At 64.1% G+C, this 22,150-nt stretch carries 24 protein-coding genes; 12 read left to right on the top strand and 12 right to left on the bottom strand.

What is annotated here, in order from left to right:
- Positions 1 to 2 precede the first annotated feature (2 nt).
- Positions 3 to 1,565, top strand: a complete 1,563-nt coding sequence (locus FJ977_RS24470) for a DHA2 family efflux MFS transporter permease subunit (RefSeq protein WP_140774694.1) — start codon at positions 3 to 5, stop codon at positions 1,563 to 1,565.
- 40 nt (positions 1,566 to 1,605) lie between these two features.
- Here the strand turns inward: FJ977_RS24470 and FJ977_RS24465 are convergent, their stop codons facing one another.
- Both FJ977_RS24465 and FJ977_RS24460 read right to left on the bottom strand, forming a co-directional pair.
- Positions 1,606 to 2,847 carry an RNA polymerase sigma factor gene (locus FJ977_RS24465; RefSeq protein WP_140774693.1) on the bottom strand — a complete coding sequence of 414 codons (1,242 nt, stop codon included), beginning with the start codon at positions 2,845 to 2,847 and terminating at the stop codon, positions 1,606 to 1,608.
- Positions 2,844 to 3,248, bottom strand: coding sequence for a YciI family protein (locus FJ977_RS24460; protein ID WP_140774692.1), 405 nt, complete (start codon positions 3,246 to 3,248; stop codon positions 2,844 to 2,846). The genes FJ977_RS24465 and FJ977_RS24460 overlap by 4 nt, the downstream gene beginning before the upstream one ends.
- A 197-nt stretch (positions 3,249 to 3,445) precedes the next feature.
- On the opposite strand from FJ977_RS24460, the gene FJ977_RS24455 reads away from it, so the two are divergent.
- On the top strand, positions 3,446 to 4,360 hold the full coding sequence (locus FJ977_RS24455; protein WP_181180045.1) for a DMT family transporter: 915 nt from the start codon (positions 3,446 to 3,448) through the stop codon (positions 4,358 to 4,360).
- 26 nt (positions 4,361 to 4,386) lie between these two features.
- On the opposite strand, the gene FJ977_RS24450 is transcribed toward FJ977_RS24455, so the two are convergent.
- Positions 4,387 to 5,697, bottom strand: coding sequence for a hemolysin family protein (locus tag FJ977_RS24450; RefSeq protein ID WP_095792834.1), 1,311 nt, complete (start codon positions 5,695 to 5,697; stop codon positions 4,387 to 4,389).
- A 103-nt stretch (positions 5,698 to 5,800) separates the two neighbouring features.
- Between FJ977_RS24450 and FJ977_RS35955 the strand changes: the two genes are divergently transcribed.
- A complete protein-coding gene (locus FJ977_RS35955; protein WP_181180044.1) occupies positions 5,801 to 6,013 on the top strand; it encodes a hypothetical protein in 213 nt (70 codons plus the stop codon).
- 12 nt (positions 6,014 to 6,025) lie between these two features.
- Here the strand turns inward: FJ977_RS35955 and FJ977_RS24440 are convergent, their stop codons facing one another.
- Positions 6,026 to 6,733, bottom strand: a complete 708-nt coding sequence (locus FJ977_RS24440) for an LssY C-terminal domain-containing protein (RefSeq protein ID WP_140774691.1) — start codon at positions 6,731 to 6,733, stop codon at positions 6,026 to 6,028.
- 132 nt (positions 6,734 to 6,865) lie between these two features.
- Between FJ977_RS24440 and FJ977_RS24435 the strand changes: the two genes are divergently transcribed.
- Entirely contained in the window at positions 6,866 to 7,555 is a 690-nt protein-coding gene (locus FJ977_RS24435; RefSeq protein WP_246683315.1) for a gamma-glutamylcyclotransferase, read from the top strand.
- Between the two features lie 7 nt (positions 7,556 to 7,562).
- Here FJ977_RS24435 and FJ977_RS24430 read toward each other — a convergent pair whose 3' ends face one another.
- From FJ977_RS24430 to FJ977_RS24420, 3 genes are all read right to left on the bottom strand, one after another.
- Positions 7,563 to 8,366 carry an extensin family protein gene (locus FJ977_RS24430; RefSeq protein ID WP_140774690.1) on the bottom strand — a complete coding sequence of 268 codons (804 nt, stop codon included), beginning with the start codon at positions 8,364 to 8,366 and terminating at the stop codon, positions 7,563 to 7,565.
- A 111-nt stretch (positions 8,367 to 8,477) separates the two neighbouring features.
- Complete coding sequence (locus tag FJ977_RS36430) at positions 8,478 to 9,065, bottom strand: extensin family protein (protein WP_246683314.1); 588 nt, start codon at positions 9,063 to 9,065, stop codon at positions 8,478 to 8,480.
- Positions 9,066 to 9,719: 654 nt separating this feature from the next.
- Positions 9,720 to 10,145, bottom strand: a complete 426-nt coding sequence (locus FJ977_RS24420) for a DUF3775 domain-containing protein (protein WP_140774775.1) — start codon at positions 10,143 to 10,145, stop codon at positions 9,720 to 9,722.
- Positions 10,146 to 10,287: 142 nt separating this feature from the next.
- Between FJ977_RS24420 and FJ977_RS24415 the strand changes: the two genes are divergently transcribed.
- Both FJ977_RS24415 and greA read left to right on the top strand, forming a co-directional pair.
- On the top strand, positions 10,288 to 10,827 hold the full coding sequence (locus tag FJ977_RS24415; protein ID WP_140774689.1) for a tetratricopeptide repeat protein: 540 nt from the start codon (positions 10,288 to 10,290) through the stop codon (positions 10,825 to 10,827).
- 273 nt (positions 10,828 to 11,100) lie between these two features.
- Positions 11,101 to 11,574, top strand: a complete 474-nt coding sequence (gene greA, locus FJ977_RS24410) for a transcription elongation factor GreA (protein WP_008877613.1) — start codon at positions 11,101 to 11,103, stop codon at positions 11,572 to 11,574.
- 264 nt (positions 11,575 to 11,838) lie between these two features.
- Here greA and waaC read toward each other — a convergent pair whose 3' ends face one another.
- From waaC to rfaD, 3 genes are read right to left on the bottom strand one after another with little or no spacing between them, the layout of a single operon-like run.
- Positions 11,839 to 12,816, bottom strand: coding sequence for a lipopolysaccharide heptosyltransferase I (waaC, locus tag FJ977_RS24400; protein WP_140774688.1), 978 nt, complete (start codon positions 12,814 to 12,816; stop codon positions 11,839 to 11,841).
- Entirely contained in the window at positions 12,813 to 13,820 is a 1,008-nt protein-coding gene (gene waaF / locus FJ977_RS24395) for a lipopolysaccharide heptosyltransferase II (protein ID WP_140774687.1), read from the bottom strand. The genes waaC and waaF overlap by 4 nt, the downstream gene beginning before the upstream one ends.
- Positions 13,793 to 14,743 (bottom strand): ADP-glyceromanno-heptose 6-epimerase, encoded by a 951-nt coding sequence (gene rfaD, locus FJ977_RS24390; RefSeq protein WP_140774686.1) that lies wholly within the window; start codon positions 14,741 to 14,743, stop codon positions 13,793 to 13,795. Before rfaD ends, waaF begins: the two co-directional genes overlap by 28 nt.
- Before the next feature lie 157 nt (positions 14,744 to 14,900).
- Between rfaD and FJ977_RS24385 the strand changes: the two genes are divergently transcribed.
- The 4 genes from FJ977_RS24385 to gmhB all read left to right on the top strand — a co-directional run bounded on the left by FJ977_RS24385 (position 14,901) and on the right by gmhB (position 18,356).
- Positions 14,901 to 15,533, top strand: coding sequence for a LysE family translocator (locus FJ977_RS24385; RefSeq protein ID WP_140704947.1), 633 nt, complete (start codon positions 14,901 to 14,903; stop codon positions 15,531 to 15,533).
- Positions 15,534 to 15,642: 109 nt separating this feature from the next.
- A complete protein-coding gene (gene rfaE1, locus FJ977_RS24380; RefSeq protein ID WP_140774685.1) occupies positions 15,643 to 17,136 on the top strand; it encodes a D-glycero-beta-D-manno-heptose-7-phosphate kinase in 1,494 nt (497 codons plus the stop codon).
- Between the two features lie 7 nt (positions 17,137 to 17,143).
- Positions 17,144 to 17,716 carry an SIS domain-containing protein gene (locus tag FJ977_RS24375; protein WP_140774684.1) on the top strand — a complete coding sequence of 191 codons (573 nt, stop codon included), beginning with the start codon at positions 17,144 to 17,146 and terminating at the stop codon, positions 17,714 to 17,716.
- Complete coding sequence (gene gmhB / locus FJ977_RS24370) at positions 17,709 to 18,356, top strand: D-glycero-beta-D-manno-heptose 1,7-bisphosphate 7-phosphatase (RefSeq protein WP_140774683.1); 648 nt, start codon at positions 17,709 to 17,711, stop codon at positions 18,354 to 18,356. The genes FJ977_RS24375 and gmhB overlap by 8 nt, the downstream gene beginning before the upstream one ends.
- Before the next feature lie 15 nt (positions 18,357 to 18,371).
- Here the strand turns inward: gmhB and FJ977_RS24365 are convergent, their stop codons facing one another.
- The gene (locus tag FJ977_RS24365; protein WP_140774682.1) at positions 18,372 to 19,166 is read right to left on the bottom strand and encodes a glycosyltransferase family 2 protein; all 795 of its coding nucleotides are present in this window, start codon (positions 19,164 to 19,166) and stop codon (positions 18,372 to 18,374) included.
- 247 nt (positions 19,167 to 19,413) lie between these two features.
- The gene (locus tag FJ977_RS24360) at positions 19,414 to 19,893 is read right to left on the bottom strand and encodes an Lrp/AsnC family transcriptional regulator (protein WP_019860544.1); all 480 of its coding nucleotides are present in this window, start codon (positions 19,891 to 19,893) and stop codon (positions 19,414 to 19,416) included.
- 254 nt (positions 19,894 to 20,147) lie between these two features.
- On the opposite strand from FJ977_RS24360, the gene trxB reads away from it, so the two are divergent.
- Both trxB and FJ977_RS24350 read left to right on the top strand, forming a co-directional pair.
- Positions 20,148 to 21,122 carry a thioredoxin-disulfide reductase gene (gene trxB, locus FJ977_RS24355; RefSeq protein ID WP_140774681.1) on the top strand — a complete coding sequence of 325 codons (975 nt, stop codon included), beginning with the start codon at positions 20,148 to 20,150 and terminating at the stop codon, positions 21,120 to 21,122.
- A gap of 90 nt (positions 21,123 to 21,212) precedes the next feature.
- A complete protein-coding gene (locus tag FJ977_RS24350) occupies positions 21,213 to 22,109 on the top strand; it encodes a LysR family transcriptional regulator (protein WP_027044146.1) in 897 nt (298 codons plus the stop codon).
- Positions 22,110 to 22,150: the final 41 nt, after the last annotated feature.

The raw sequence follows: 22,150 nt of genomic DNA, 5'->3' as shown, positions 1-22,150 counted from the left end.
CCATGCCCGAGCGCGCCGAACCACAATCCTTCATCGCCAGCATCCTGCCGTTCATGGTGATGTGCGTGGGGATGTTCATCGCGCTGCTCGACATCCAGATCGTCGCCTCATCGCTGCAGGATATCGGCGGCGGCCTGTCGGCGGCGCAGGACCAGATCGGCTGGGTGCAGACCTCCTATCTGGTGGCGGAAATCATCGTCATTCCGCTGTCGGGCTGGCTCACCCGGGTGTTTTCGACACGCTGGCTGTTCACCTTCTCGGCGGCCGGCTTTACGCTCGCCAGCATGCTGTGCGGCTTCGCCTGGAGCATCGAAAGCATGATCGTGTTCCGCGCGCTGCAGGGGCTGCTCGGCGCGTCGATGATCCCGACGGTCTTCACCTCGTCGTTCCACTATTTCCAGGGGCCAAGGCGGGTCTACGCGGCCGCGGTGGTCGGCAGTATCGCTTCGATCGCGCCGACGCTCGGGCCCGTCATCGGCGGCTGGATCACCGACACGCTGAGCTGGCACTGGCTGTTCTATGTCAACGTCATTCCAGGCACCATCATCACCGTGCTCGTCGCGTTGCTGGTCAAGATCGACAAGGCCGATCCGTCGCTGCTGAAGGGCGCCGACTATATCGGCATGGTGCTGATGGCCGTCAGTCTCGGCACCGCGGAATACGTTCTGGAGGAGGGTACGCGCTGGAACTGGTTCGACGATGCGACGATCCGCAACGGCGCCATCGTTGCCAGCGTTACCATGGTTCTGTTCATCATCCGCAGCCTGACCTACTCGCAGCCGGTGGTCGACTTCCGCGCCTTCGGCAACCGCAATTTCGCCATTGGCTGCTTCCTGTCCTTCGTCACCGGCATCGGCATCTTCGCCACGATCTACCTGACGCCGCTGTTCCTCGGCTATGTCCGTGGCTACGACGCATTCCAGACCGGGGTGGCGGTGTTCTCCACCGGCGTCGCCTCGATGATCGGCGTTCCGGTCTACATCTTTCTGGCCAAGCGCTTCGACACGCGCTGGCTGATGATGTTCGGGCTTGCCTCCTTCGGCGCGTCGATGTGGAGTTTCAGCGCCATCACCAGCCAGTGGGGCGCGGCCGAGCTTCTTATCCCGCAACTGTTCCGTGGCTTCCCGCAGGTCTTCGCGGTGGCGCCGAGCGTCAATCTCGGCCTCGGCAGCCTGCCGCCCGAACGGCTGAAATATGCCAGCGGCCTGTTCAACACGATGCGCAATCTCGGCGGTGCTGTCGGCATCGCCATTTGCGGCGCGATCCTGAACGACCGCACCAACTTCCATTTCCTGACGATCGCCTCGCATCTGACGCCACAGAACGAGGCCGCGATGCGGCTCGTCGACAATGTCGCGCTGCGCTATGGCCAATTGCCCGGCGCCGTCGCAGATGGTCACACGGCTTCGCTGAAGCAACTCTGGGCGCTGGCCTACCGCGAGGCATCGACCATGGCTTACGCGGATGCGTTCCTGGTGATCATGGTCGCCTTCGTCATCGCGACCGCGCTGGTTCCGTTCCTGCGCAATGTCGCGCCGAAGGCGCCGCCGCCGGACGCCCATTGAGGCCAAACTCCACCGCACCGGCCGAGTGCGGGCACTTGGGCTAGTCGCCCGCGCGGGTAAGCAGCAGCGCGCGCTCCCTGTCATTGCCGGTCAATTCCGCGGCCTGGCGGAACGCGGCACGGGCTTCCGCCCGATATCCCAGTTTCTCCAGGAGATCGCCGCGCACCGTCGGCAAGAGATGCGAGTCCTTCAGCCGCGGCTCGTCCTTCAGCGCCTCGACGATGGCCAGCCCCTGCGCGGGTCCGAACGCCATGCCGACGGCCACCGCGCGGTTGATTTCGACGATGGGCGAGGGGGACGCCAAGGCAAGGGCCTGATAATAGGCTGATATCGCGATCCAGTCGGTGTCGGCGGCGGTTGCCGCGCGGGCATGGCAGGCGGCGATCATCGCCTGCAAGAGATAGGGCCCCGGTGTCGGCGCCAGGGCCAGCGCCCGGTTCAGGCCGTCGAGGCCGCGCCGGATCAGCGACCAGTTCCATCGGGTGCGGTCCTGGTCAAGCAGCAGGATTGGTTCGCCCGCTTTGCCGGTGCGGGCGGGGAAGCGCGAGGCGTTGAGGTCCATCAGCGACACCAGCCCCTGCACCTCGGGCTCATCAGGCATCAGCGCTGCAAGCGAACGGCCGAGGCGCTGCGCTTCGCCGCAGAGATCGGCGCGCAGCCAGTCCGGCCCCGTGGTCGCCACATAGCCTTCGTTGAAGGTGAGGTAGGCCACCTCAAGCACCGCGGCGAGGCGTCCGCGCCGCTCCTCGCCACGCGGCGTCTCGAACGGGATGGCGGCATCGCGAAGGGTCCGCTTGGCGCGCACGATGCGCTGGGCGACGGTGGCCTCGGGCACCAGGAAGGCGCGGGCGATCTGAGGCGTCGACAGCCCGCCCAGCAGCCGCAGAGCGAGTGCCGCGCGCTGCTCGGCGGGCAATACGGGATGGCAAGCGGTGAAGATCAACCGCAAAAGATCATCGTCAATATCCTCGTCGAGCGCGGCCTCGATATCGGGCATCTCGCGCTCCAGACCGGCGAGGTCGATGGCAAGTTCGCGGTGCTTGCCATCGATCATGGTGGTGCGGCGCAGCCGGTCGAGCGCCCGATTCCCCGCGACCCGGGTCAGCCAGGCGGCCGGATTGCGCGGAATGCCGTCCCGGGGCCAGCGCTCCAGCGCCAGCAGGAAGGCATCCCCCGCGATCTCCTCGGCCAGTCCGATATCCCTGAGATAGCGGGCGAGCCTGGCGGTGAGCTTCGGCTGCTCGATCCGCCAAACCGCTTCGATGGTGGCTGTAGCCGTCAACTCTTCAGCTCGCCAAAACCTTCAGCTACCTTCTGGACGTCCTCGGGGAAATCGCTCATCTCAAAGACGCGTCGAACCTCGATCAAGTCATTCGCGCCGGCGGGGCAGCGGCGAGCCCATTCTATGGCCTCTTCACGTGAGCGCACGTCGATCACCCAATAGCCGCCCAGCACTTCCTTGACCTCCGCGAAGGGCCCATCGGTGACAACAGGCTTTCCGCCCTTGAAGCTGACCCGCGCTCCTTCGGACGGCGGATGCAGCCCGTCGAGCGCCAGCAGCACGCCAGCCTTCTTGAGCTCCTCATTGTATCGCATCATCCCGTCCACCGCCTCGGCGCCGGGCCTGACATCGGGCGCCGCCTCTGCGTAGCCGCCGGGGATCATCAGCATCATGAACCGCATGGTCTTCTCCTTGGTTGGGTTGGTTCGATCATACGACGAACGGGGGATGGCGAAATCGACAGGAGTGGCAAAAAAGTTCAAATCCCCGGTCACGCCAAAGGCCGAGGGTGTTGGACCGCCATATGGGCGAGGCTGCCATCTGGCCCTGCCAGTTTGCCCTGATATGTCAGGCTGCGATCCCTCACTCGAGCAAATCCGTGAAGTCATCCAGCCTGGCCGGCGCAATCTCCCCAACGATCCCGGTGCTTGTCTGCGTGTTTGGCATCTTCCTGCTGTCCGGCATGGACGCGGCGATGAAGGTGCTGGTCATCGCGGTCGGCGTGTACAACACAGTGCTGTGGCGCAGCATGCTGGCGACCTTGGTCGCCGGCGCGGGCTGGCTGGCGGGGCCGCGCTCGCTTCCAACACCCTCGGTGCTGAGGCTGCATGTGCTGCGTGCGGTGGTCGTCAGCTTTGTCCTGCTGTGCTTCTTCTGGGGGCTCGCGAGGCTGCCGCTGGCGGAGGCGATCGGGCTCAGTTTCGTGGCGCCGCTGTTCGCGCTCCTGCTGGCCGTGCTGCTGCTCGGCGAAAGGATACAACGCAAGGCGATCTGGGCCTCTCTTGCCGGCATTGCGGGTGTCGTGATCATCGTGGCCGGCCAGTTCGGGCAGAAAACCTATGCCGGGGATGCCCTGCTCGGCACCGCGGCGGTGCTCGCGTCGACGGTGTTCTATGCCTACAATCTGATCCTCGCCCGGCAACAGGCGCTGTTGGCCAAGCCGGTCGAGATCATGCTGTTCCAGAACCTTGGCGTTGCGGTCACCCTGGGACTTGCAGCACCCTGGCTCGCCATTGCGCTGCCTGGCGATCTCTGGCTTCCGCTCGCCGGGGTGACGGCACTGTCGCTCGCCGGCCAGTTCCTGATGAGCTGGGCCTATGCGCGTGCCGAAGCGCAATATCTGATCCCGACCGAATATTCGGCCTTCATCTGGGCGATCGCGCTCGGCTGGTTCTTCTTCGACGAGGCGGTGACCTGGACCACGCTGGCCGGAGCCGGCCTCATCGTGGCAAGCTGCCTGATCGCCGCGCGCTCGAACCCCAGGCTGGCCGAGCCGATCGAAGCCGCGGTTTGATCAAGCCGAATGCATATTCTTGGCGGTCACCGCACCGCTTCGCGGTGGGTGCCGGGCAGGCGGGTGGCGATCAGCTTGTCGATGCGGCGGCCGTCGAGGTCGACCACCTCGAAGCGCCAGCCTTGGGCGTCGACGCATTCGCCGGTCGCCGGCAGATGGTGCATGTGCGACAGCACATAGCCGGCGACGGTCTCGTAGTCGCGGTTTTCGGGCAGGTCGAAGCCCAGAATCTCGGCCATCTCGTCGGCCTGCATGTAGCCGGCGAGCAGCCATGAGCCGTCCTCGCGCTTGACGGCGTTTTCCTCGTCGCCGGCATCGAGGTCGGCGCGGAACACGCCGGTGATGGCTTCGAGAATATCGGCGGGCGTGACGATGCCTTCGAAATGGCCGTACTCGTCATGCACCAGCGCCATCGGTACATCGGATTCCTTGAGTTTATGCAGCACGTCCAGCGCGTCGGCCTGGTCGTAGACGATGGGGGCGGCGCGCACATGCTTGCGCGGGTCGAGCGTGCGGCCGGCAAGGATCGCGGCCAGCACGTCGCGCGTCTGGACGACGCCGACCATCACGTCGACGCCGCCATCGCCCGCCGGCAGGCGCGAATGTTGGGTTTCCATCAGCAGCTTGCGGATCGTCGTGTCGTCGGACTGCAGATTGATCCAGTCGACCTCGGTGCGCGGCGTCATGACCGCGCGCACCGCACGGTCGCCAAGCCGCATGACGCCGGCGATCATGCGCCGCTCGTCGGATTCGATGGTGCCGTGATGCTCGGCCTCGGCGACCAGCATCTTGATCTCCTCGTCGGTGACCTTCTCCTCGCTTTCGCCGCGCTGGCCAAGCAACCACAATATGGCGCGGCCGGAAATGTCGAGCAGGAAGACCAGCGGTGCCGATATGGTGGCAAGGATGGTCATGGCCGGCGCCGCGCGGGCGGCGACGCGCTCGGGGTCGCGCAGCGCGATCTGCTTGGGCACCAGTTCGCCGACGATCAGCGAGAAATAGGTGATGATGGCAACGACGATGCCGACGCCGAGCGGATCGGCGACGCTTTCGCGCATGCCCGCCGAGGCCAGGAACACAGACAGCCTGTCGCCCAGCGTGGCGCCGGAGAAGGCGCCGGAAAGCACGCCGACCAGCGTGATGCCGATCTGCACCGAGGACAGGAACTTGCCGGGATTGGAGCCAAGATCCAGCGCCCGGCCGGCGCCGTTGACGCCACGGTCGATCATCGCCTTGAGCCGTGCCGGGCGCGATGAAACGATGGCGAGTTCTGACATTGCCAGAAGGCCGTTCACACAGATGAGGACGACCACGATAGCGATTTCAACGTATAGCATGAGGGCTCAATAGCATTGCGGCGGGGCGCTCGAAAATAGCGGGTCATCATTTTTAGAATATGACGCGTGTCTTTCAGACATTATCCCACGACGGCGCCGAAAAATGTTCGACGAGAGCGTCGACGACAACCCGTACTTTTGGCGCAAGCGCACGCGTCACTGGCCAGACGGCGTGCACGATGACGTTTTGAACCGGACAGTCCGGCAGGACCATTTCGAGATCGCCCTGCCTGAGGCGGTCTTCGGCTTTGACAAGGTTTCGCGGGCCTTTCAGCATCCGGAAAAGGGGTCGTTCGACAAGATCAGCACGGCCTGACCTTGCCGTCTCTCACCGTGGCTGTTTCAGCACGCCAATGATTGCCTTGCCATCGGTGAAATAGGGGTCGCCGCCGCCATTGCGGCCGGTCCTGGTGGCGCCGATGCCCGCCATATCGCTGGTCGATGCCAGCAGACCGGCCGCGTTCAGGTCGCTGATCAGGAAGTCGCGCTCGGCATCGATGTCGGGACCGATGTGATGGGTGATCGCGCCCGTGTCGTGGCTGAGGCCGACGCCGCGATCGAAGCTGGCGGCTCCCAACCAGAGTGGACGGCCGTCATCGCCGACCGTTTCCGTCTGCCAGAAACGGACATGGTGGCGTCGGTCCGCACTGCCGCCGACCGGCTTTTCGAAAGCGAGATCCTGGGCGCGGCCTTCGAACAGGAGGCGGCTCATCGGCGCATCGGGATAGGGGCGCGAAAACAGGACACTTTCGCCGATATCGATGGCGGTTCTCAAGGTGACGGCATCGGCGGTGTCCCAACCGGCGACGGCGAAGGCATGGACCACCTCTTTCTCGGTGCCGACCAGGCCGACATTGATCGGGTCGCCGGGAATGCCTTGCGGCGTGTGCGTCACCATCTCGAAGCGCTGGTCGCGAAAGCCGCGCTCTCGGAATGTCCAGAATTCCGGCGCCGCGAAATAGGCAAGCGCGAGCCAGGCGGCCAGCAAGGCAGCTACCCAGATTGCTATACGGCGCTTTATGCTTCGTTGGCCCATTTGCTGCGGCTCGATCCGTGCGTAGCTGTCCTCTGACAGGCCTTGAAAATCAATGGCCAACCGCATGCGGTTGGTCTATCGTCGGCCATCTTTTGCATTGGGTGGGCAGGAATGAGGCTGGGGCGCAGGTCAATGGCGTTGACCGCCGATCTTGTCGCGCGGGTCGAGCGCGTCGAACACGACCCCGGTCCCGAACCTGGAACCAGCGAGCACACCGATGCGGAGTTCGATGCCTTGGTCGAACAGCTGCTTTCGCAGTACCGGCCCGAAACTCTCTGGGTCTTCGCCTATGGCTCGTTGATCTGGAATCCCGAGTTCGTCCATGTCGAGCAGCGTCCCGCCACGGCGTCGGGATGGCATCGTTCATTCTGCCTCAAACTGACACGTTGGCGTGGGACGCGCGAATTGCCTGCCTTGATGCTGGCGCTGGACCGTGGCGGCAGTTGCAATGGAATCGTCTACCGGCTGCCCGACGAAGATCATTTCGGGCAACTCGGCCTCCTGATGCGCCGGGAGATCGATGCCAACCCACCAACCAACGTGCCTTGCTGGATCAAGGTCAGGACAAACGAAGGGTCGCTGCGTGCCCTGGCATTCGTCGCTGCTCCAGACGGCAGGGCCTATGCAGGACGACTGCCGTTGGAGCAGGTAGCGGATACGCTCTCGCGGGCAGCCGGGCACTGGGGCTCATCGGCGCAGTATCTTTTCCGAACCGTCAGCAAGCTTGAGGAAAGCGGCATCCGGGACAGGAATCTCTGGCGCATCCAGAATCTGGTGGCTCAGCAGATCACTGCTTCAAGCTCAGGCGCCGATCCCGAGTGATTTCTTCTTACCGGCAGGCGCGATAACCGTTCTTGCGGTTCTTGATGTCGAAGTGGAAATGGTTGCGGTGATCGTAATTGTAGCCGGGGCCGAGCACCGTGGTGAAATACTGGCAGCCGTCGGCGCGCACATTGTTGAGAAAGCCGCGGGTGCGGAAGGCGAAGAGGCCGGGCTTGCGCACGTCGATGTCGTCGCCATTGTTGAGCTCGATGCTCATGACGTCGAGCGCGTTGCCCTTGCCGTGCTCGGACAGCACGCCTTCGCCGGCGATGTTGCGGCAGGAATAGCTGGAGCCCTGGTGGATGGTCTTGACGCCGGAGAAGTAACGCCAGCGGGCGGAAGGAACGAGTTCGTTCTTCGTCCAGGCGGCGAAGGTGGCGGCCATGTCGCAGGTCAGCGTCGCGGCCGGCTTCATCTGGATGCTGCCGATGGAAGTGACCTTGACCGGATAGTCGATGCCGCACTGGCCTTCGTGGATCGGCGCCAGGTCGGTATAGGCGACGTCGAGGCGTTTCAGCTGCTGGCGGCAATCGGTTTCGCTGGCCGGTATCTGCTCGACCGGCGACATCGGCTCATCCATGCGCGGATAGGCGGCCTGCGTCATGTAGGGGTTGGAGGGGACAAGCCGTTGCATGCCCGTATATTGCGGCACCGCCGACGTTTGCGCACCGACATCGACGGCCGGCTGCAATGACAGCACGCTGCCGGTGTTGCAGGCCGAGACCGCGGCCAGCGCCAGACTGGCGGCCGCCATGATTACGGATTTTGATCGGCGCGCAACCCTGGCGGCGGCGCGGAATGTTCCGGCCATCGGCGGAATCCCTGTTCCCAGATATCCGGTATTTTAACGATCAACGGTAAAGGAAAACTCAGCGCCCGCGTTCATTCCTGAGGCTGAATTGCGGCGCGCTGCCTGTGCGCCCTATTGGCAGAACGTGCTGCCATGCCTGCGTGGTTCGAGATCGAGATGGAAATGCAAGGCGTGGTCGGCGTCGGCGCCCGGCCCGAGCACCGTCTTGAACGGCCCGCAGGCGGCCTTGCGCACGGCGTTGAGGAATTTGGCGTCCTTCTCCGGCGGTGATGGGCTGATCTCGATTTTCCTGCCGTCCGACAAGGTGAAGCCGGCGATGTCGAGCGCGTTGCCGAAGGCATGCTCCGACAGTTTCCTGGTGCCGTGGCGCGGCCGGCAGACGAAGGCCGAGGCCTGGCTGATCGATTTCACCTCCGTGCCGAACTCGGCCTTGGCTGCCGGCTGAACAACATCGGCGGTGAAGCGGGCGGCTGCCTCGGCCATCGAGCAATTCAGCTCGGTGCCGGGACCGATGGCGACCGACTTGTTGAGCGTCTTGATGACGATCGGATAGGGGATCGAGCAGCCGATCTCGGGATCGCTTTCAGCCTTGTGCTCCTCGAATTCGACGCCAAGCGCCTTCAGCCGCTCGCGGCAGGCGACTTCCTCGGCAGGCATGTTTTCACCGGGCCGGTCGGCCGAGCGCGGGTCGGGAAGCATCTTCCTGTCGCCGGCATCCGCCGGTTTTTCTGGCGGCTGCGGTGCCACATCAGGCGGCTCGGCCTGAGGTTCCGCGGTGTTGTCGGGCCTTTGTGTCGGGATCGGCACCTCCGGTGGCGGCTCCGGCTCGCTTTCGGTTTCGGCTGATGGCTCTCGGGCTGAAGGTTCGGGGGTTGACGGCTCGGGACGTGCCTCCCTTGCCTGACGAGACTTTTCTTCATTAAGCTGGCTGGATGCGTCCGGGGCCTTTTCCGTCTTTTGCTCTTCCCCCGTTGCGGCGCCGGTCTTTTGAGCGTCCGCGGGACGCGGCTCGGGCACCGGGACATCGGCGGGCGAATTCCGCTCGCCCGGCGTTTCCTGTTGTGTATTTTGCGGCTGCTTGCCCCTTGATCTCACGCGCTGCTTGCCCTTCGGCCTAAGCGGCTGGTCCAGGTGCTGCGTCAATGGCTGCGCCATCCTGGGTGATTGCGGCTGGCTATACCTGTGACGATGCCTGGCGTCGGCCGGCGTCACCAGCAGGACCGCCGCCGCCAGAGGCAGCGCCAGGATACAAAATCGGGAAAAGCTCAGCGTTGCCATCGCTCCGAAACGGCGCCGGCATGCCGAAGTTGCCTGGATGGGCGCTTGCGGCGATCACAATCGGTTACTTCGGCGTTACGCGCCGATCGCTTCGAGGCCTTCCTCCAGCCAGTCGGCGAGCAGCGGCATGCCAAGCAGGTATTTTGCCGTGCGCTTGTTGGCGCGTTCGCGCGCCGCGGCAAGCGCATCCGCCCATTCGGCGGCATCGTAGTCGCCGCGGCCGACCCACGCGAGAGCGACGAGTTCAGCCGCTTCGTCGACGTTAAGGTCGTTGATCAGTTCGCGCAGCTCTTCCTCGGTCAGGTTTTCCGAACTTTCCTCGGCAAGGCCGTCATGATGATGGTTGTCGCGCGTGTCGCCATCGAACTCGATCTCGTGTTCGGCGCCGTCGACATAATCCTCGTTGACGGCGGCACTCAGCGCCTTGGCCTTGAGGATGAACAGGCGCACGGTATCGGGGCCGATCGAGAGTTCCCAGTCCTTTTCACGCCGCCGCTGCACGGGCATCTCCGTCAGTCGTTTGCCGGATGATAGCGGATTTGCGGCATCCGTCACCTGATGTTCTCCACTCGAATTTTTTTCCGGGATGAAACGCGGGGCGCTTGGCGTTAGTGTTGCATTCTCACCCCTCAAGGAGGCTTCGATGCATAAAAGAATGCTGATCCAGGCCGCGACTGCCCTTGTCGCGCTGCAGTTCTTCGCTGTCCCGGTGTTCGCGGCGGGCAGTAGCAGTGGTGGCAGCGACCAGACCGTCACCCAGTGCAAGAAGGGAGAGGTGTGGGACAAGAAGAAGAAAAAGTGTGTCGCCCCCCAGGAAGGCATGCTGGACGACGATAGCATCTATGATGCAGGCCATGCGCTGGCTATGGCCGGGCGCTATGACGAGGCGATCTCGGTGCTTACCCTTGCCGCCAACAAGCAGGATCCGCGCATTCTCAACTATCTCGGCTATTCACACCGCCATTCCGGACGTGTCACCGTTGGCCTCGGCTACTACGAGGAAGCGTTGCGCATCGACCCGAACTACACGCTGGTGCGTGAATATCTCGGCGAGGCGCACCTGCAGATCGGTGACCTGGCCGGTGCCCAGCAGCAGCTGATGGAAATCGAGAAGCGGACCGGCAAGGATTCGCGCGAATACGGCATGCTGTCCGAGCAGATCGAGCATTTCATGCGGAGCTGATCAGGCTCCCAGGGCTTGTCGAAGCGGCCGCGAGCGATCGCGGCCGCTTTTTTGTTGCCTCCAGCCTCATTGGCTGCCTCCTCTCGGTGAAAGCGGGGATGATTTTTGCAAAACCGATTTTTGGGCGTGAAAAACCCGCTGACATTGCTATATTGGGGGAAATTGTGGTGAAACGGTTCCGTTAGCCCGAGGCTGCCGGACCGTTTTCTTTTTGTACCCATCGACAAGGCTTTCCCCGAAACGCGGGGGTGGCGGCAGGAAAGGTCAGGCATCATGAACAAGGTCCCGATGACAGGCGAGGGGTTCGCGTCATTGAAGGAAGAACTGCGTTGGCGCCAGCAGGAAGAGCGGCCGCGCATCATCGAGGCGATCTCGGAAGCGCGCTCGCATGGCGACCTGTCCGAAAATGCCGAATATCATGCCGCGAAAGAGGCGCAGAGCCTGAATGAGGGCCGCGTCAACGAGCTCGAGGACCTGATCGCGCGCGCCGAAGTCATCGACGTCACCAAGCTCAGCGGCGACAAGGTCAAGTTCGGCGCCACGGTGGTGTTGGTCGACGAGGACACTGAGGAAAAGAAGACCTACCAGATCGTCGGCGACCAGGAAGCCGACGTGAAGTCCGGCCGTATCTCAATCTCCTCGCCGATCGCGCGTGCGCTGATCGGCAAGGAAGTCGGCGACGCCATCGAGGTCAATGCGCCCGGCGGTGCCAGGGGCTATGAGATCGTCCAGGTGCAGTTCATTTAAGGGATTTGGGCAGGGCTTGGCCCTGAGTTGCGTTATGCCAATCCAAGGTTGGCGCTGCCCCTCATTGCCCTGCCGGGCATTTCTCCCCGTATAGTGACGGGGAGAAAGACGCCTTCATCGGCGGTTTCGCTAATTTTTCAACATTGCAAGAAGGTGCGCCGGGCGCTGCGCACAGCTGCCTTCTCCCCGTCACTATACGGGGAGAAGGTGCCGGCAGGCGGATGAGGGGCGGCGCTGGCCTTCGGATTGAATTGATTGAGCAAATCAACTTCTACTGGCTACCTGTCCAAGCTCCAGCAATCTCTCCGCCTCCGCCACCACCTCAGCCGGCGCCAAACGCCCACCAGGAGCGGCAAGCAGTGTCGATGCATAGGGTCCGCGCGGACCGGTCAAACCCGGCTCCGTCGCCAGGAATACCGCGACGGTTGGCAGGCCGAAGGCGCTGGCGAGATGGGTCAATCCGGTATCCGCGCCGATCACCAGCGTCGAGCGGCCGAGGATGGCGGCGATGTCAGCCAGCGGTGACCTTGGCACTACCACCGTGGACGGCACGGCCTTGCCGATCGCTTCCGCCACGGCCTTTTCACGTTCGTTCGACCAGGTGGTAACCGGAATCATGCCGCGCTCGACCAGCAGGCGGGCCGTTCCGATCCAATCTTCGACGGGCCATTTCTTGTCCTCGCGGCTGGTGCCGTGCAGCAGGAAAGCGGTTTTTCCGATGGCGTTGGCCAGAGTGCCGGGTGGCGGCACGATGCCGGAGTTGAGCGTCGACAGATAGGGCTGATAGCCGAGCGCCAGCCCGAACAGCCGCCTTGTCCGCTCGATGGCGTGCAGCTCGCGCGGCACGGTGTAGGTGACGTCATAGAACAGCGTTGCCGAGGGTTCGCGCGCGCTCGACCGGTCGAAGCCGGCGATCGGCGCGCCGGCCTGCCGCGCCACCAGGGCCGATTTCAGCAGGCCCTGCGCGTCGATGACCAGATCATAGCGGCATTCGCGCAACGTGCGGCGCAACGCGGCTGCCTCGCGCCAGGTACCGCCATTGAAAAGCGCCTTGCGCCAGCGCCGGATCGCCACCGTGTGAATCCCAGCGATCGCCGGGTGCAGGCCGACGATGCCGGCGAACGCTTCCTCGACGCACCAGTCGAAGGATACGTCCGGCCGGTTCAGGCTGGCATCCTCGACGGCAGGAAAGGTGTGGATGACATCGCCCATCGACGATGTCTTGACGATCAGGACCTTCATGCCGCTGCCGGAAGTTCCAGCAGCCGGTCCGCCGCCGCGGCGACCTGGCCGACTTCCAATGTCTTCAGGCAGTTGAGATGGCCGAGGGGGCAGACTTTCTGGTGGCAGGGCGAACAGGAGAGGTGAAGCCAGACCAGTTCGCGGCGTTCCGCCAGCGGTGGCGTATTGTCAGGCGAGGTCGAGCCATAGACGGCGACGATCGGCGTGCCGACGCCCGCCGCGACATGCATCAGCCCGCTGTCGTTGGATACGGCGAGCCTTGCCGCCGCGATCAGGTCGATGGCGTCCTCCAGTCGCGTCTGGCCGGCGAGGTCGACGGCGCCGGGGGCAAGGGCTGCGATCTCCGCCGTCACGGCGCGGTCGTTCTTCGAGCCGAACAGGGCGACCTTCAATCCCTTGCCCATGAACTCGCGGGCCAGGCCGGCATAGCTTTCACTCGGCCAACGCTTGGCCGGGCCGAATTCGGCGCCAGGCATCAGGGCCACAAATCCCTGTGGGGTCAACCCGAAACGGTGGAGCAAAGTGGCCTGGTTGCCTGCATCCACGGTCAGATGAGGCGCGCGAAAACTGCCGCCCTTGGCGAGGCTGAAATAGGCCTGCGCGGTGCGCCGTTTCACAGCGTCCGGCAGCGGCACGATGTCGGTCAGAAGGCCGTAGCGCATTTCTCGCAGATGGCCGAAACGGCGCGGGATGCGGGCAAAGAACGGGATCAGCGCCGATTTCCAGCTGCCCGGCAGGATATAGGCCATGTCATAGCGGCCGCGCAGCAGGCGGCCGAAGCGGCGGCGATGGGTGAATTCGAGCGCGCCGGGCTTCAGCGGAAAGTCGATCTGCTGGCGGATCTCGGGCATGCGCTTGACCAGCGGTGCGGCCCAGGCCGGCGCCAGCACGTCGATCGCGGCGTTGGGATGCAGCTCCTTCAGCGCCGAGAACAGGCACTGCGCCATCACCATGTCGCCAACCCAGCGTGGGCCGATCACGAGGATCGTTGGGCTTTCAGCCATTCGACATAGTCTCTGACACCGGTTTCCACTGTCCGGAATTGGCCATTATAACCGGCCGCGCGCAAACGGGACATATCAGCTTGCGTAAAGCTCTGGTAGCTGCCCTTGAGGTGGTCGGGGAAGGGGATGAACTCGATCTCGCCCTTGCCAAGCGTGTCGATGACCGTCTCGGCGATGGCACGGAAAGGCTGGGCGCGGCCGGTTCCGCAATTGAAAATGCCGCTCGAACCGCGGTTCCAAAGCCACAGATTAACGTCCGCGACATCGCCGACATGGATGAAGTCGCGGCTTTGCTCGCCGGGTCCGAAGCCGTCATAGGCGCCAAACAGTTTCGGGTTCTGGCCTTGCTCGACCTGGTTGAACAGATGGAAGGCAACCGAGGCCATGGCGCCCTTGTGCGCCTCGCGCGGTCCGTAGACGTTGAAGTAGCGCAAGCCGGCCACAGGCGAATGATCGGTGTCGAAAACGGTGCGCCTGACATAGTCGTCGAAGAGTTTCTTGGAATAGGCATAGACATTGAGCGGCCGCTCCAGCTCAGCTTCCTCGCGAAACTCGGACCCGCCACCGTAGACGGACGCGGAAGAGGCGTAGAGGAAGGGCACGCGCAGCGCGAGACACTCATGCAGCAGCCGCTTCGAGTAGGCGTAGTTCACCTCCATCATGAACTTGCCGTTCCACTCCGTGGTGGTCGAACAGGCGCCCTGATGGAAGACGGCCTCGATGCGGCCGAGCTCGCCGGCCTCCAGACGTGGCAGGAAGTCATCCTTGTCGAGGTAGTCGGCTATGCTGAGATCTGCGAGATTGGCGATCTTGTGGCCGTCGGTGAGATCGTCGACGACGAGGATGTCGTCATGGCCCTCGGCGTTGAGCGCGGCGACGATGTTGGAGCCGATCATGCCGGCGCCGCCCGTGACGATGATCATGAAGGCCTCTGGTTGCTTGCGATTCCGGTCCTTATAAGGGAGGTCAGCCGGGCTGTCGACAAAGCAGGTGCGGGAGGGCGGGCGCGCATCACAGTGGCGCCCCAAGGCTTTCGCTTCTGTAAATTCGATCCGCAGGCCAGGATCATAGGGGACAAAAATGCCGTCGACCGAATTGCTCATCGCATTTTTCGCCACGACGGCGATCTTCGCCTATATCCCGGGTCCGGCCATGCTTTATGCCGCGGCGCAGACGATGGCGCGTGGGCGCTGGTCAGGCCTGACGGCCGCACTCGGCATTCATCTTGGCGGCTACGTGCATGTCTTCGCCGCCGCCGCCGGCCTGTCGGTGCTGTTCCACGCCGTGCCGCCACTTTACATGGCGGTCAAGCTGGTCGGCGCGCTCTATCTGATCTGGCTCGGTGTCTCGCTGTTCCGCAAGCGCGTCGAGGGCGACGTGGCACTGCCCGCGATCGAGCGCAAATCGGCGCGACGCGCTTTTTTCGAAAGCATCACCGTCGAGGTGCTCAATCCGAAAACCGCGATCTTCTTCATGGCCTTCCTGCCGCAGTTCATCGACGCCTCGGCGGCCTTCCCGGTCTGGCTGCAATTCGTCGTGCTGGGCACTATAGTCAACCTGATGTTCTCGTCGGCCGACGTTGTCTGCGTGTTCCTGGCCGGCCTCGTGATCGGCCGGCTGCGGCGGTCGAGCCGGGCGCAGCGCCTTATGCAGCGGGCCGGTGGCGCGGTGCTGGTCGGGCTCGGCGTCCACGTTGCCCTGCAGAAGAGCTGACGGGCATCGCCGTTGCGCCGGCTCGAATTGCGGTATATCGGCAGGCATGAACGGCCGCCAGCCGACCCCTATATTCCAGAGACGGTTTTCCAAGCGCGTTGCCAGTGACATGATCAAGCACAATCCGCCTTCCCCTGAACCCCTGCACCGTGCCATTGCGCGCTTTGGCGACGTCGCCGTGCTGGTGGTCGGCGACATCATCCTCGACCGCTTCGTCAACGGCGTCATCGAGCGCATCTCTCCGGAAGCGCCGATCCCGGTGCTGCACGGGCGCGGCGAGACCTCGGCGATGGGCGGCGCCGGCAATGTCGTGGCCAACATCATCTCGCTCGGCGCGCGCGCCATTCCGGTTTCGGTGATGGGTACCGACACGGCCGGCAACAGCCTGGTGCGGATGCTGGGCGAGCTTGGCGCCGACACAGCAGGCCTGGCGCAGCAGGGTGGCCGCATGACCTCGTCGAAGAGCCGTTTCAGCGCACTGAACCAGCAGGTGCTGCGCTTCGACGAAGAAGAGATCAAGCCGCTCGGCGAAACGGAGCGGGCCGGATTGATCCGGCATTTTCGCGCCGCACTCGCGGCGGCCGACATCGTCATCCTGTCCGATTACGGCAAGGGCATCCTGCTCGATGGCGTCGCCGCCGAACTGATCGCCATCTGCCGCGAGGCGGGCAAACCGGTGCTGGTCGACCCGAAGGGCAGGGACTATGCGCGCTATGCGGGCGCGACCGCCATCACCCCCAACCGCAAGGAGCTTGGCGAGGCCGTCGGCCGTTCGGTGTTCGCCGATGACGAGATCGTCGCGGCGGCCCGTGAGCTGATCTCTGCGCATGGCTTCGACTTTGTCGTCGCCACACGCAGCGAAAAAGGCATGAGCGTCGTCGGCCCGGATGAGGCGCGCCACATCGCCACCCAGGCGCGCGAGGTGTTCGACGTCTCGGGCGCGGGCGATACGGTGATTGCAACGTTCGCGCTGGCGCTCGCGTCGGGTGCCGATCCGGTCGCGGCGGCCTCGATCGCCAATGCCGCCGGCGGGGTTGTCGTGGGAAAACGCGGCACCGCGCGGCTGACGGTCGAGGAACTCACCGGCGCGCTGTTCCGCTCGCATGGACCGACCGCCCACAAGGACGCCATCCTCGATGCCGCGTCGGCCGCGCGCATGGTGGCGGCCTGGAAGGAAGAGGGCCTGAGCGTCGGCTTCACCAATGGCTGTTTCGACATCCTGCATGCCGGCCATGTCAGCCTCTTGCACGCGGCGCGCAGCCAGTGCGACCGGCTGGTGCTTGGCCTGAACAGCGATGCCTCGGTGCGGCGGCTGAAGGGGCCGGGCCGACCGGTCAATGACCAGCATGACCGAGCCTGCGTGCTCGCGGCCCTGGCCTCGGTCGACGCGGTAGTGGTGTTCGAGGAGGATACGCCGCTGGCGCTGATCGAGGCGCTTCTGCCCGACATACTGGTCAAGGGCGCGGACTATACGATCGAGACAGTGGTGGGCGCCGATGTCGTGCAGAAGGCCGGCGGACGCGTCGTGCTGGTCGATCTCGTCGCCGGCAAGAGCACCACCGGCACCATCGGAAAACTGCGCGCGGGCGGCAGCACCAACTGAGGGTTTCATGTCTGAACTGAATGACTATCTGGTCCGCTCGGCGGCCGCGATCACGGCGATGGTCGAGCGTGACCTGACCGGCGAGATGGAGCGCGCGGCGAGCGCCGTGGTGACGGCGCTTGCGTCGGGCAAGGCCTTCCTGATCGCCGGCAATGGCGGTTCGGCCAGCGATGCCATCCACATAGCCGGCGAACTCGTCGGCCGTTTCCTCAAGGAGCGCAAGGCCTACAATGTCATAGCGCTGCCGGCCAACGCGGCGGTGCTGACCGCCTGGGGCAATGATTACGGCTTCGACACGGTGTTTTCGCGCCAGGTCGAGGCGCATGGCTCGGCCGGCGGCGTGCTTCTGGCGATCTCGACCAGCGGCAATTCGCCGAGCATTCTCGCCGCCGCCGAACAAGCGCGGATGATGGACATGACGGTGATCGGCCTGACCGGCGACACCGGCGGCAAGCTCAAGCCGCTGTGCGATATCCTGCTCAACGTGCCGTCGACCTCGACGCCGATCATCCAGCAGGGGCATCTGTGCCTTTACCACCATCTGTGCGAGGTGGTCGAAACGCGCCTGCACAATGGCTGACGGGGTATCGCACCCGCTGGTCGAGCCGGGGGTGTGGATCGAGCGGATCGGCGACCGGGTTTTTCCGCAGCACGTGCCGGCGCTGTTCCTCGACCGCGATGGCACCATCAACATCGATACCGACTATCCCAGCGATCCGGCCGAGATCGAGCTCAGGCCGCCGATGCTGCCGGCGATCGCAGCCGCGAACGAGGCCGGGATTCCGGTTGTCGTGGTCACCAACCAATCCGGCATAGCGCGCGGCTATTTCGGCTGGAGCGTCTTCGCCGCGGTGAACGGCCGCGTTCTCGATCTGCTGCACGATCAGGGCGTGTTCGTCGACATGGTGCTTGCCTGCGCCTACCACGAGGCGGGTGTCGGGCCACTGGGCGTATCGGATCATCCAATGCGCAAGCCCAATGCGGGCATGCTGATCGAGGCGGGCAAACGCCTTGACCTAGATCTCCAGCGCTCGCTGATCGTCGGCGACAAGCTGGCCGACATGCAGGCGGGAAAGCGTGCTGGCCTGGCACAGGGCTGGCTGGTAGACGGCCAGGCGGCGGTTCAACCCGGCTTCGCCATCAGGCCCCTGCGGGACAGCAGCGACCTCGGTGGCCTGCTCGCAGCCATTGAAATGCTCGGCCGGTACAACAGGTCCTGAGCCAGGACAGGCAACTCATACAGGATCGTTGCGTTCAGAGGCTTCGTAGAGCTTGGCTTCGGTAGCGAAGGAATAGATCATCACGGACATCGAGTAGACGAAACCGTGCCGGCCGCACAGGAAGTAGCGCTTGGCCAGGTAGAATTTCAGGAAATTGCCGAACGGCGACAGCACCAGCCGCACCAGGCCGGGCTTCTTGCCCTTCTCGACCAGCGTGACGGCCTTGAGGCCGGAATAGGCGTTGGCCCGGGCAAGATCCTCCTCGACCGATATTTCGCGGCGATGCAGCAGGACGCCCTCTTCGATCGTGCCGGTCTCGCCCGGCACGTGGAAAGCTTCGTGCACCCGCGCGGTGAGATCCATGGTGGCGCCTTCCCGGCGGAAAAGCCGCATCAGCCTGTTGTGCAGCACCCAGCGGTGCGCATAGCCGTAGCCCTTCAGCCAATCGCGGCGGCGGATGTACCAACCGCTGATCTTGTTGTCGGCCGCCTGCGTGATGGCCACGATCGACTGCCGTAGCTGGTCATCGACACGCTCGTCCGGGTCGATCGAAAGACACCAGGGCTGCGTGGCATGGTCGAGCGAGAATTGCCGCTGACGGGGAAAGCCCGGCCAGTCATTGTGCAGCAGCTTTATCGGGTAGCCCTTGGCGATATAGCCTTTCACGCATTCGACGGTGCCGTCGGTCGAGCCGGAATCGACAACGATGATCTCGGCGCAGAAATCGATGCTTTCCAGGCACGGGCCGATCATATCGGCCTCGTCCACGCAGATGATGAGCGCCGAGACCGGGCTTGCAAATCGAGTCATGGTCCCCTTCCCATGGCGGGCCGTCCCCGGAGCAGACGCTGCTTTTGCCATCTGTTCTTACGCAATCCCGGGCGGAAAACCGTTACACATTTTTCCAGCAATTGCTTGAGAAACCAATCAGGCGGTCAGTTCAGCGGCGAAGTCCGGCAGAGCCGTCCAGCCTTGTACATCAGCCTCTGTCGAATACCAACGCGGCACCGGTGTGGCGGAGACCAGGAATTCGCGGGGGCGCGGGCGGTCGTCCGGTTCAGGGGCGCTCGAAAGAGACCAGGCCTTCATCCTTGACTCGGCGGATGGTGAGCGCGGTGCGCACCGTGTCGACATTCGGCGTCGAGGTCAGTTCCTCGATGACAAAGGTCTGGAAGGCACCGAGGTCGCTTGCCACGCAGTGCAGCAGGAAATCGGATTCGCCCGAGACCATCCAGGCATCGCGCACGATCGGCCAGCCGCGCGTGCGTTCGGCGAAGGTGCGCAGTTCGGCATCGGCCTGATGGTGCAGGCCGACCAGGCAGAAGGCGACGACATCGAGGCCGAGCGCCGGGGCGTTGAGCAGCGCGCGGTAGCCGCGGATGATGCCGGCTTCCTCCAGCCGCTTGACCCGGCGCAGGCAGGGTGGGGCGGAAATGCCAACGCGGTTCGACAACTCGACATTGGTCATGCGTCCGTCGGCCTGCAATTCGCGCAGGATCTTCCAGTCGATGGCGTCGAGGTCGGCTTTCAGGGGCATGGTTGTCTCTGCTCGGCGCAAGAATCTTTCGCGATTTTGTAATTAAACGACTTTTGTGTTGGCGCCAGCCCTCATCAACGCGATTTTTGAACCGTAACGAAAGCGGCGATCATGCGAATAACCGCTTGGGCCGAAGCTTTCCGGGGACGACGGCCCGTTCGTCTTGCTGGCGTGGTTGGCAACCCTTACATTAAGCGCGAATTCCACGTCTTTCTCCAAGGCACCCCCGATTGTCCGCCCCGCTGAGGCTCTAAATGAACACCAAGCACGCGCCTGTTCTCATCATCGGTTCCGGCCCTGCCGGCTATACCGCGGCGGTCTACGCCGCGCGCGCCATGCTGAAGCCGATGCTCGTCGCCGGCCTGCAGCAGGGCGGCCAGCTGATGATCACCACCGATGTCGAGAACTATCCCGGTTTCGCCGACCCGATCCAGGGCCCGTGGCTGATGGAACAGATGCTCAAGCAGGCCGAGCATGTCGGCACCGACATCATCAACGACATCATCACCGAGGTCGACCTCAACGTGCGGCCGTTCCGCGCCAAGGGCGATTCCGGCACGACTTATACCGCCGACGCGCTGATCATCGCCACCGGCGCGCAGGCCAAGTGGCTGGGCATTCCGACCGAGCAGGATTTCATGGGCTTCGGCGTCTCGGCCTGTGCCACCTGCGACGGCTTCTTCTATCGCGGCAAGGATGTCGCTGTGGTTGGTGGCGGCAATTCGGCGGTGGAGGAAGCACTCTATCTGTCGAACCTCGCCAAGAGCGTGACGGTCATCCACCGGCGCAGCGACTTCCGCGCCGAGCGCATCCTGCGCGAGCGGTTGCTGCAGAAGGAGAATGTCCGCGTCATCTGGGACACGATCGTCGACGAGATCACCGGCCGCCCCGGCAAGGCGCCGCTGCCACCTTCAGTCGAGGGGCTGAAGCTCAAGCATGCGGTGACCGGCGCCGAAAGCCACCTCAAGGTGGATGGCGTGTTCGTGGCGATCGGCCACGCACCGGCCGTCGAACTGTTCGTCGGCAAGTTGAAGCAGAAGCCGAACGGCTACCTCTGGACGGCACCGGATTCGACCCGCACCGACGTGCCCGGCGTGTTCGCCGCCGGCGACGTGACCGACGATGTCTATCGCCAGGCAGTGACGGCGGCGGGGCTCGGCTGCATGGCCGCGCTCGAGGCGGAAAAGTATCTGGCCGGCATCGAGGTGCATCGCGAAGCAGCGGAATAGAGGCCGCTGTAGGTTGTTAAAAAAACGGCTTAAAGACGCCGTGTAAAAGCCTGATTTTTCATTCAGACGCCAAACAGAACGAGGGGAATCATGGCGTTGGACTGGGACAAGCTACGCGTGTTTCACGCTGCGGCGGAAGCGGGGTCGTTTACGCACGCGGCCGAGACATTGCACCTGTCGCAATCGGCGATATCGCGGCAGGTCAGTGCGCTCGAGCATGATGTGGGCGTGCCGCTGTTCAATCGGCATGCGCGCGGCCTGGTGCTGACCGAGCAGGGCGAGATGCTGTTCCGCACGGCGCATGACGTGCTGATGAAGCTCGAGACCATCAAGTCACGCCTGACCGAGACAAAGGATCGGCCTTCCGGCGTGCTCCGCGTGACGACGACCGTCGGCCTCGGCGCGGGCTGGCTGACCGAGCGGGTGCAGGAATTCATCGAGCTCTATCCCGAAATCAGCCTGCAACTGATCCTCGCCAACGAGGAACTCGACCTCACCATGCGCCAGGCCGACTGCGCCATCCGGCTGCGCCAGCCGCAGCAGCCGGACCTGATCCAGCGCCGCCTGTTCACCGTGCATTTCCACCTGTACGCGGCGCCGTCCTATGTCGCCAAGCATGGCAAGCCGGCCTCGGTCGCCGAGCTCAGAAACCATCGCATCGTCACCTTTGGCCTGCCGGTGCCGTCGCATCTGTCGGAGTTGAACTGGCTGGAGACGGTCGGCGATTTCGAGGGCGGCCAGCGCGTGCCGTCGCTGCAGATCAACGACATATTGTCGATCAAGCGCGCCGTGCAGGGCGGCGCCGGCATCGCCATGTTGCCGGACTATGTGATCAGCAAGGACTCCGGCCTGGTGCAGTTGCTGCCGGAAACCGAGGTGCCGTCCTTCGACACCTATTTCGCCTATCCCGACGCGATGAAGAACCAGGCCAAGCTGCACGTGTTCCGCGACTTCATCATTGCCAAGGCCAGAAGCTGGTCCTTCTGAGGGCATTCGGCCTGACCTGAGCCTCGACATGCCCTGGACAG

It is taken from the genome of Mesorhizobium sp. B2-1-3A, from assembly GCF_006442655.1.
In the GTDB taxonomy this organism is placed as follows: domain Bacteria; phylum Pseudomonadota; class Alphaproteobacteria; order Rhizobiales; family Rhizobiaceae; genus Mesorhizobium.
This window is presented reverse-complemented; position numbering and strand designations above follow the sequence as displayed.

Coding starts and splice junctions, on each gene's coding strand:
- FJ977_RS24470 (WP_140774694.1), top strand. CDS start 3: ATGCCCGAGCGCGCCGAACCACAATCCTTCATCGCCAGCATCCTGCCG.
- FJ977_RS24460 (WP_140774692.1), bottom strand. CDS start 3,248: ATGCGGTTCATGATGCTGATGATCCCCGGCGGCTACGCAGAGGCGGCG.
- FJ977_RS24450 (WP_095792834.1), bottom strand. CDS start 5,697: ATGCTATACGTTGAAATCGCTATCGTGGTCGTCCTCATCTGTGTGAAC.
- FJ977_RS35955 (WP_181180044.1), top strand. CDS start 5,801: ATGTTCGACGAGAGCGTCGACGACAACCCGTACTTTTGGCGCAAGCGC.
- FJ977_RS24440 (WP_140774691.1), bottom strand. CDS start 6,733: ATGGGCCAACGAAGCATAAAGCGCCGTATAGCAATCTGGGTAGCTGCC.
- FJ977_RS24435 (WP_246683315.1), top strand. CDS start 6,866: ATGGCGTTGACCGCCGATCTTGTCGCGCGGGTCGAGCGCGTCGAACAC.
- FJ977_RS24430 (WP_140774690.1), bottom strand. CDS start 8,366: ATGGCCGGAACATTCCGCGCCGCCGCCAGGGTTGCGCGCCGATCAAAA.
- FJ977_RS36430 (WP_246683314.1), bottom strand. CDS start 9,065: ATGCTTCCCGACCCGCGCTCGGCCGACCGGCCCGGTGAAAACATGCCT.
- FJ977_RS24415 (WP_140774689.1), top strand. CDS start 10,288: ATGCATAAAAGAATGCTGATCCAGGCCGCGACTGCCCTTGTCGCGCTG.
- greA (WP_008877613.1), top strand. CDS start 11,101: ATGAACAAGGTCCCGATGACAGGCGAGGGGTTCGCGTCATTGAAGGAA.
- waaC (WP_140774688.1), bottom strand. CDS start 12,816: ATGAAGGTCCTGATCGTCAAGACATCGTCGATGGGCGATGTCATCCAC.
- waaF (WP_140774687.1), bottom strand. CDS start 13,820: ATGGCTGAAAGCCCAACGATCCTCGTGATCGGCCCACGCTGGGTTGGC.
- rfaD (WP_140774686.1), bottom strand. CDS start 14,743: ATGATCATCGTCACGGGCGGCGCCGGCATGATCGGCTCCAACATCGTC.
- FJ977_RS24385 (WP_140704947.1), top strand. CDS start 14,901: ATGCCGTCGACCGAATTGCTCATCGCATTTTTCGCCACGACGGCGATC.
- rfaE1 (WP_140774685.1), top strand. CDS start 15,643: ATGATCAAGCACAATCCGCCTTCCCCTGAACCCCTGCACCGTGCCATT.
- FJ977_RS24375 (WP_140774684.1), top strand. CDS start 17,144: ATGTCTGAACTGAATGACTATCTGGTCCGCTCGGCGGCCGCGATCACG.
- gmhB (WP_140774683.1), top strand. CDS start 17,709: ATGGCTGACGGGGTATCGCACCCGCTGGTCGAGCCGGGGGTGTGGATC.
- FJ977_RS24365 (WP_140774682.1), bottom strand. CDS start 19,166: ATGACTCGATTTGCAAGCCCGGTCTCGGCGCTCATCATCTGCGTGGAC.
- FJ977_RS24360 (WP_019860544.1), bottom strand. CDS start 19,893: ATGCCCCTGAAAGCCGACCTCGACGCCATCGACTGGAAGATCCTGCGC.
- trxB (WP_140774681.1), top strand. CDS start 20,148: ATGAACACCAAGCACGCGCCTGTTCTCATCATCGGTTCCGGCCCTGCC.
- FJ977_RS24350 (WP_027044146.1), top strand. CDS start 21,213: ATGGCGTTGGACTGGGACAAGCTACGCGTGTTTCACGCTGCGGCGGAA.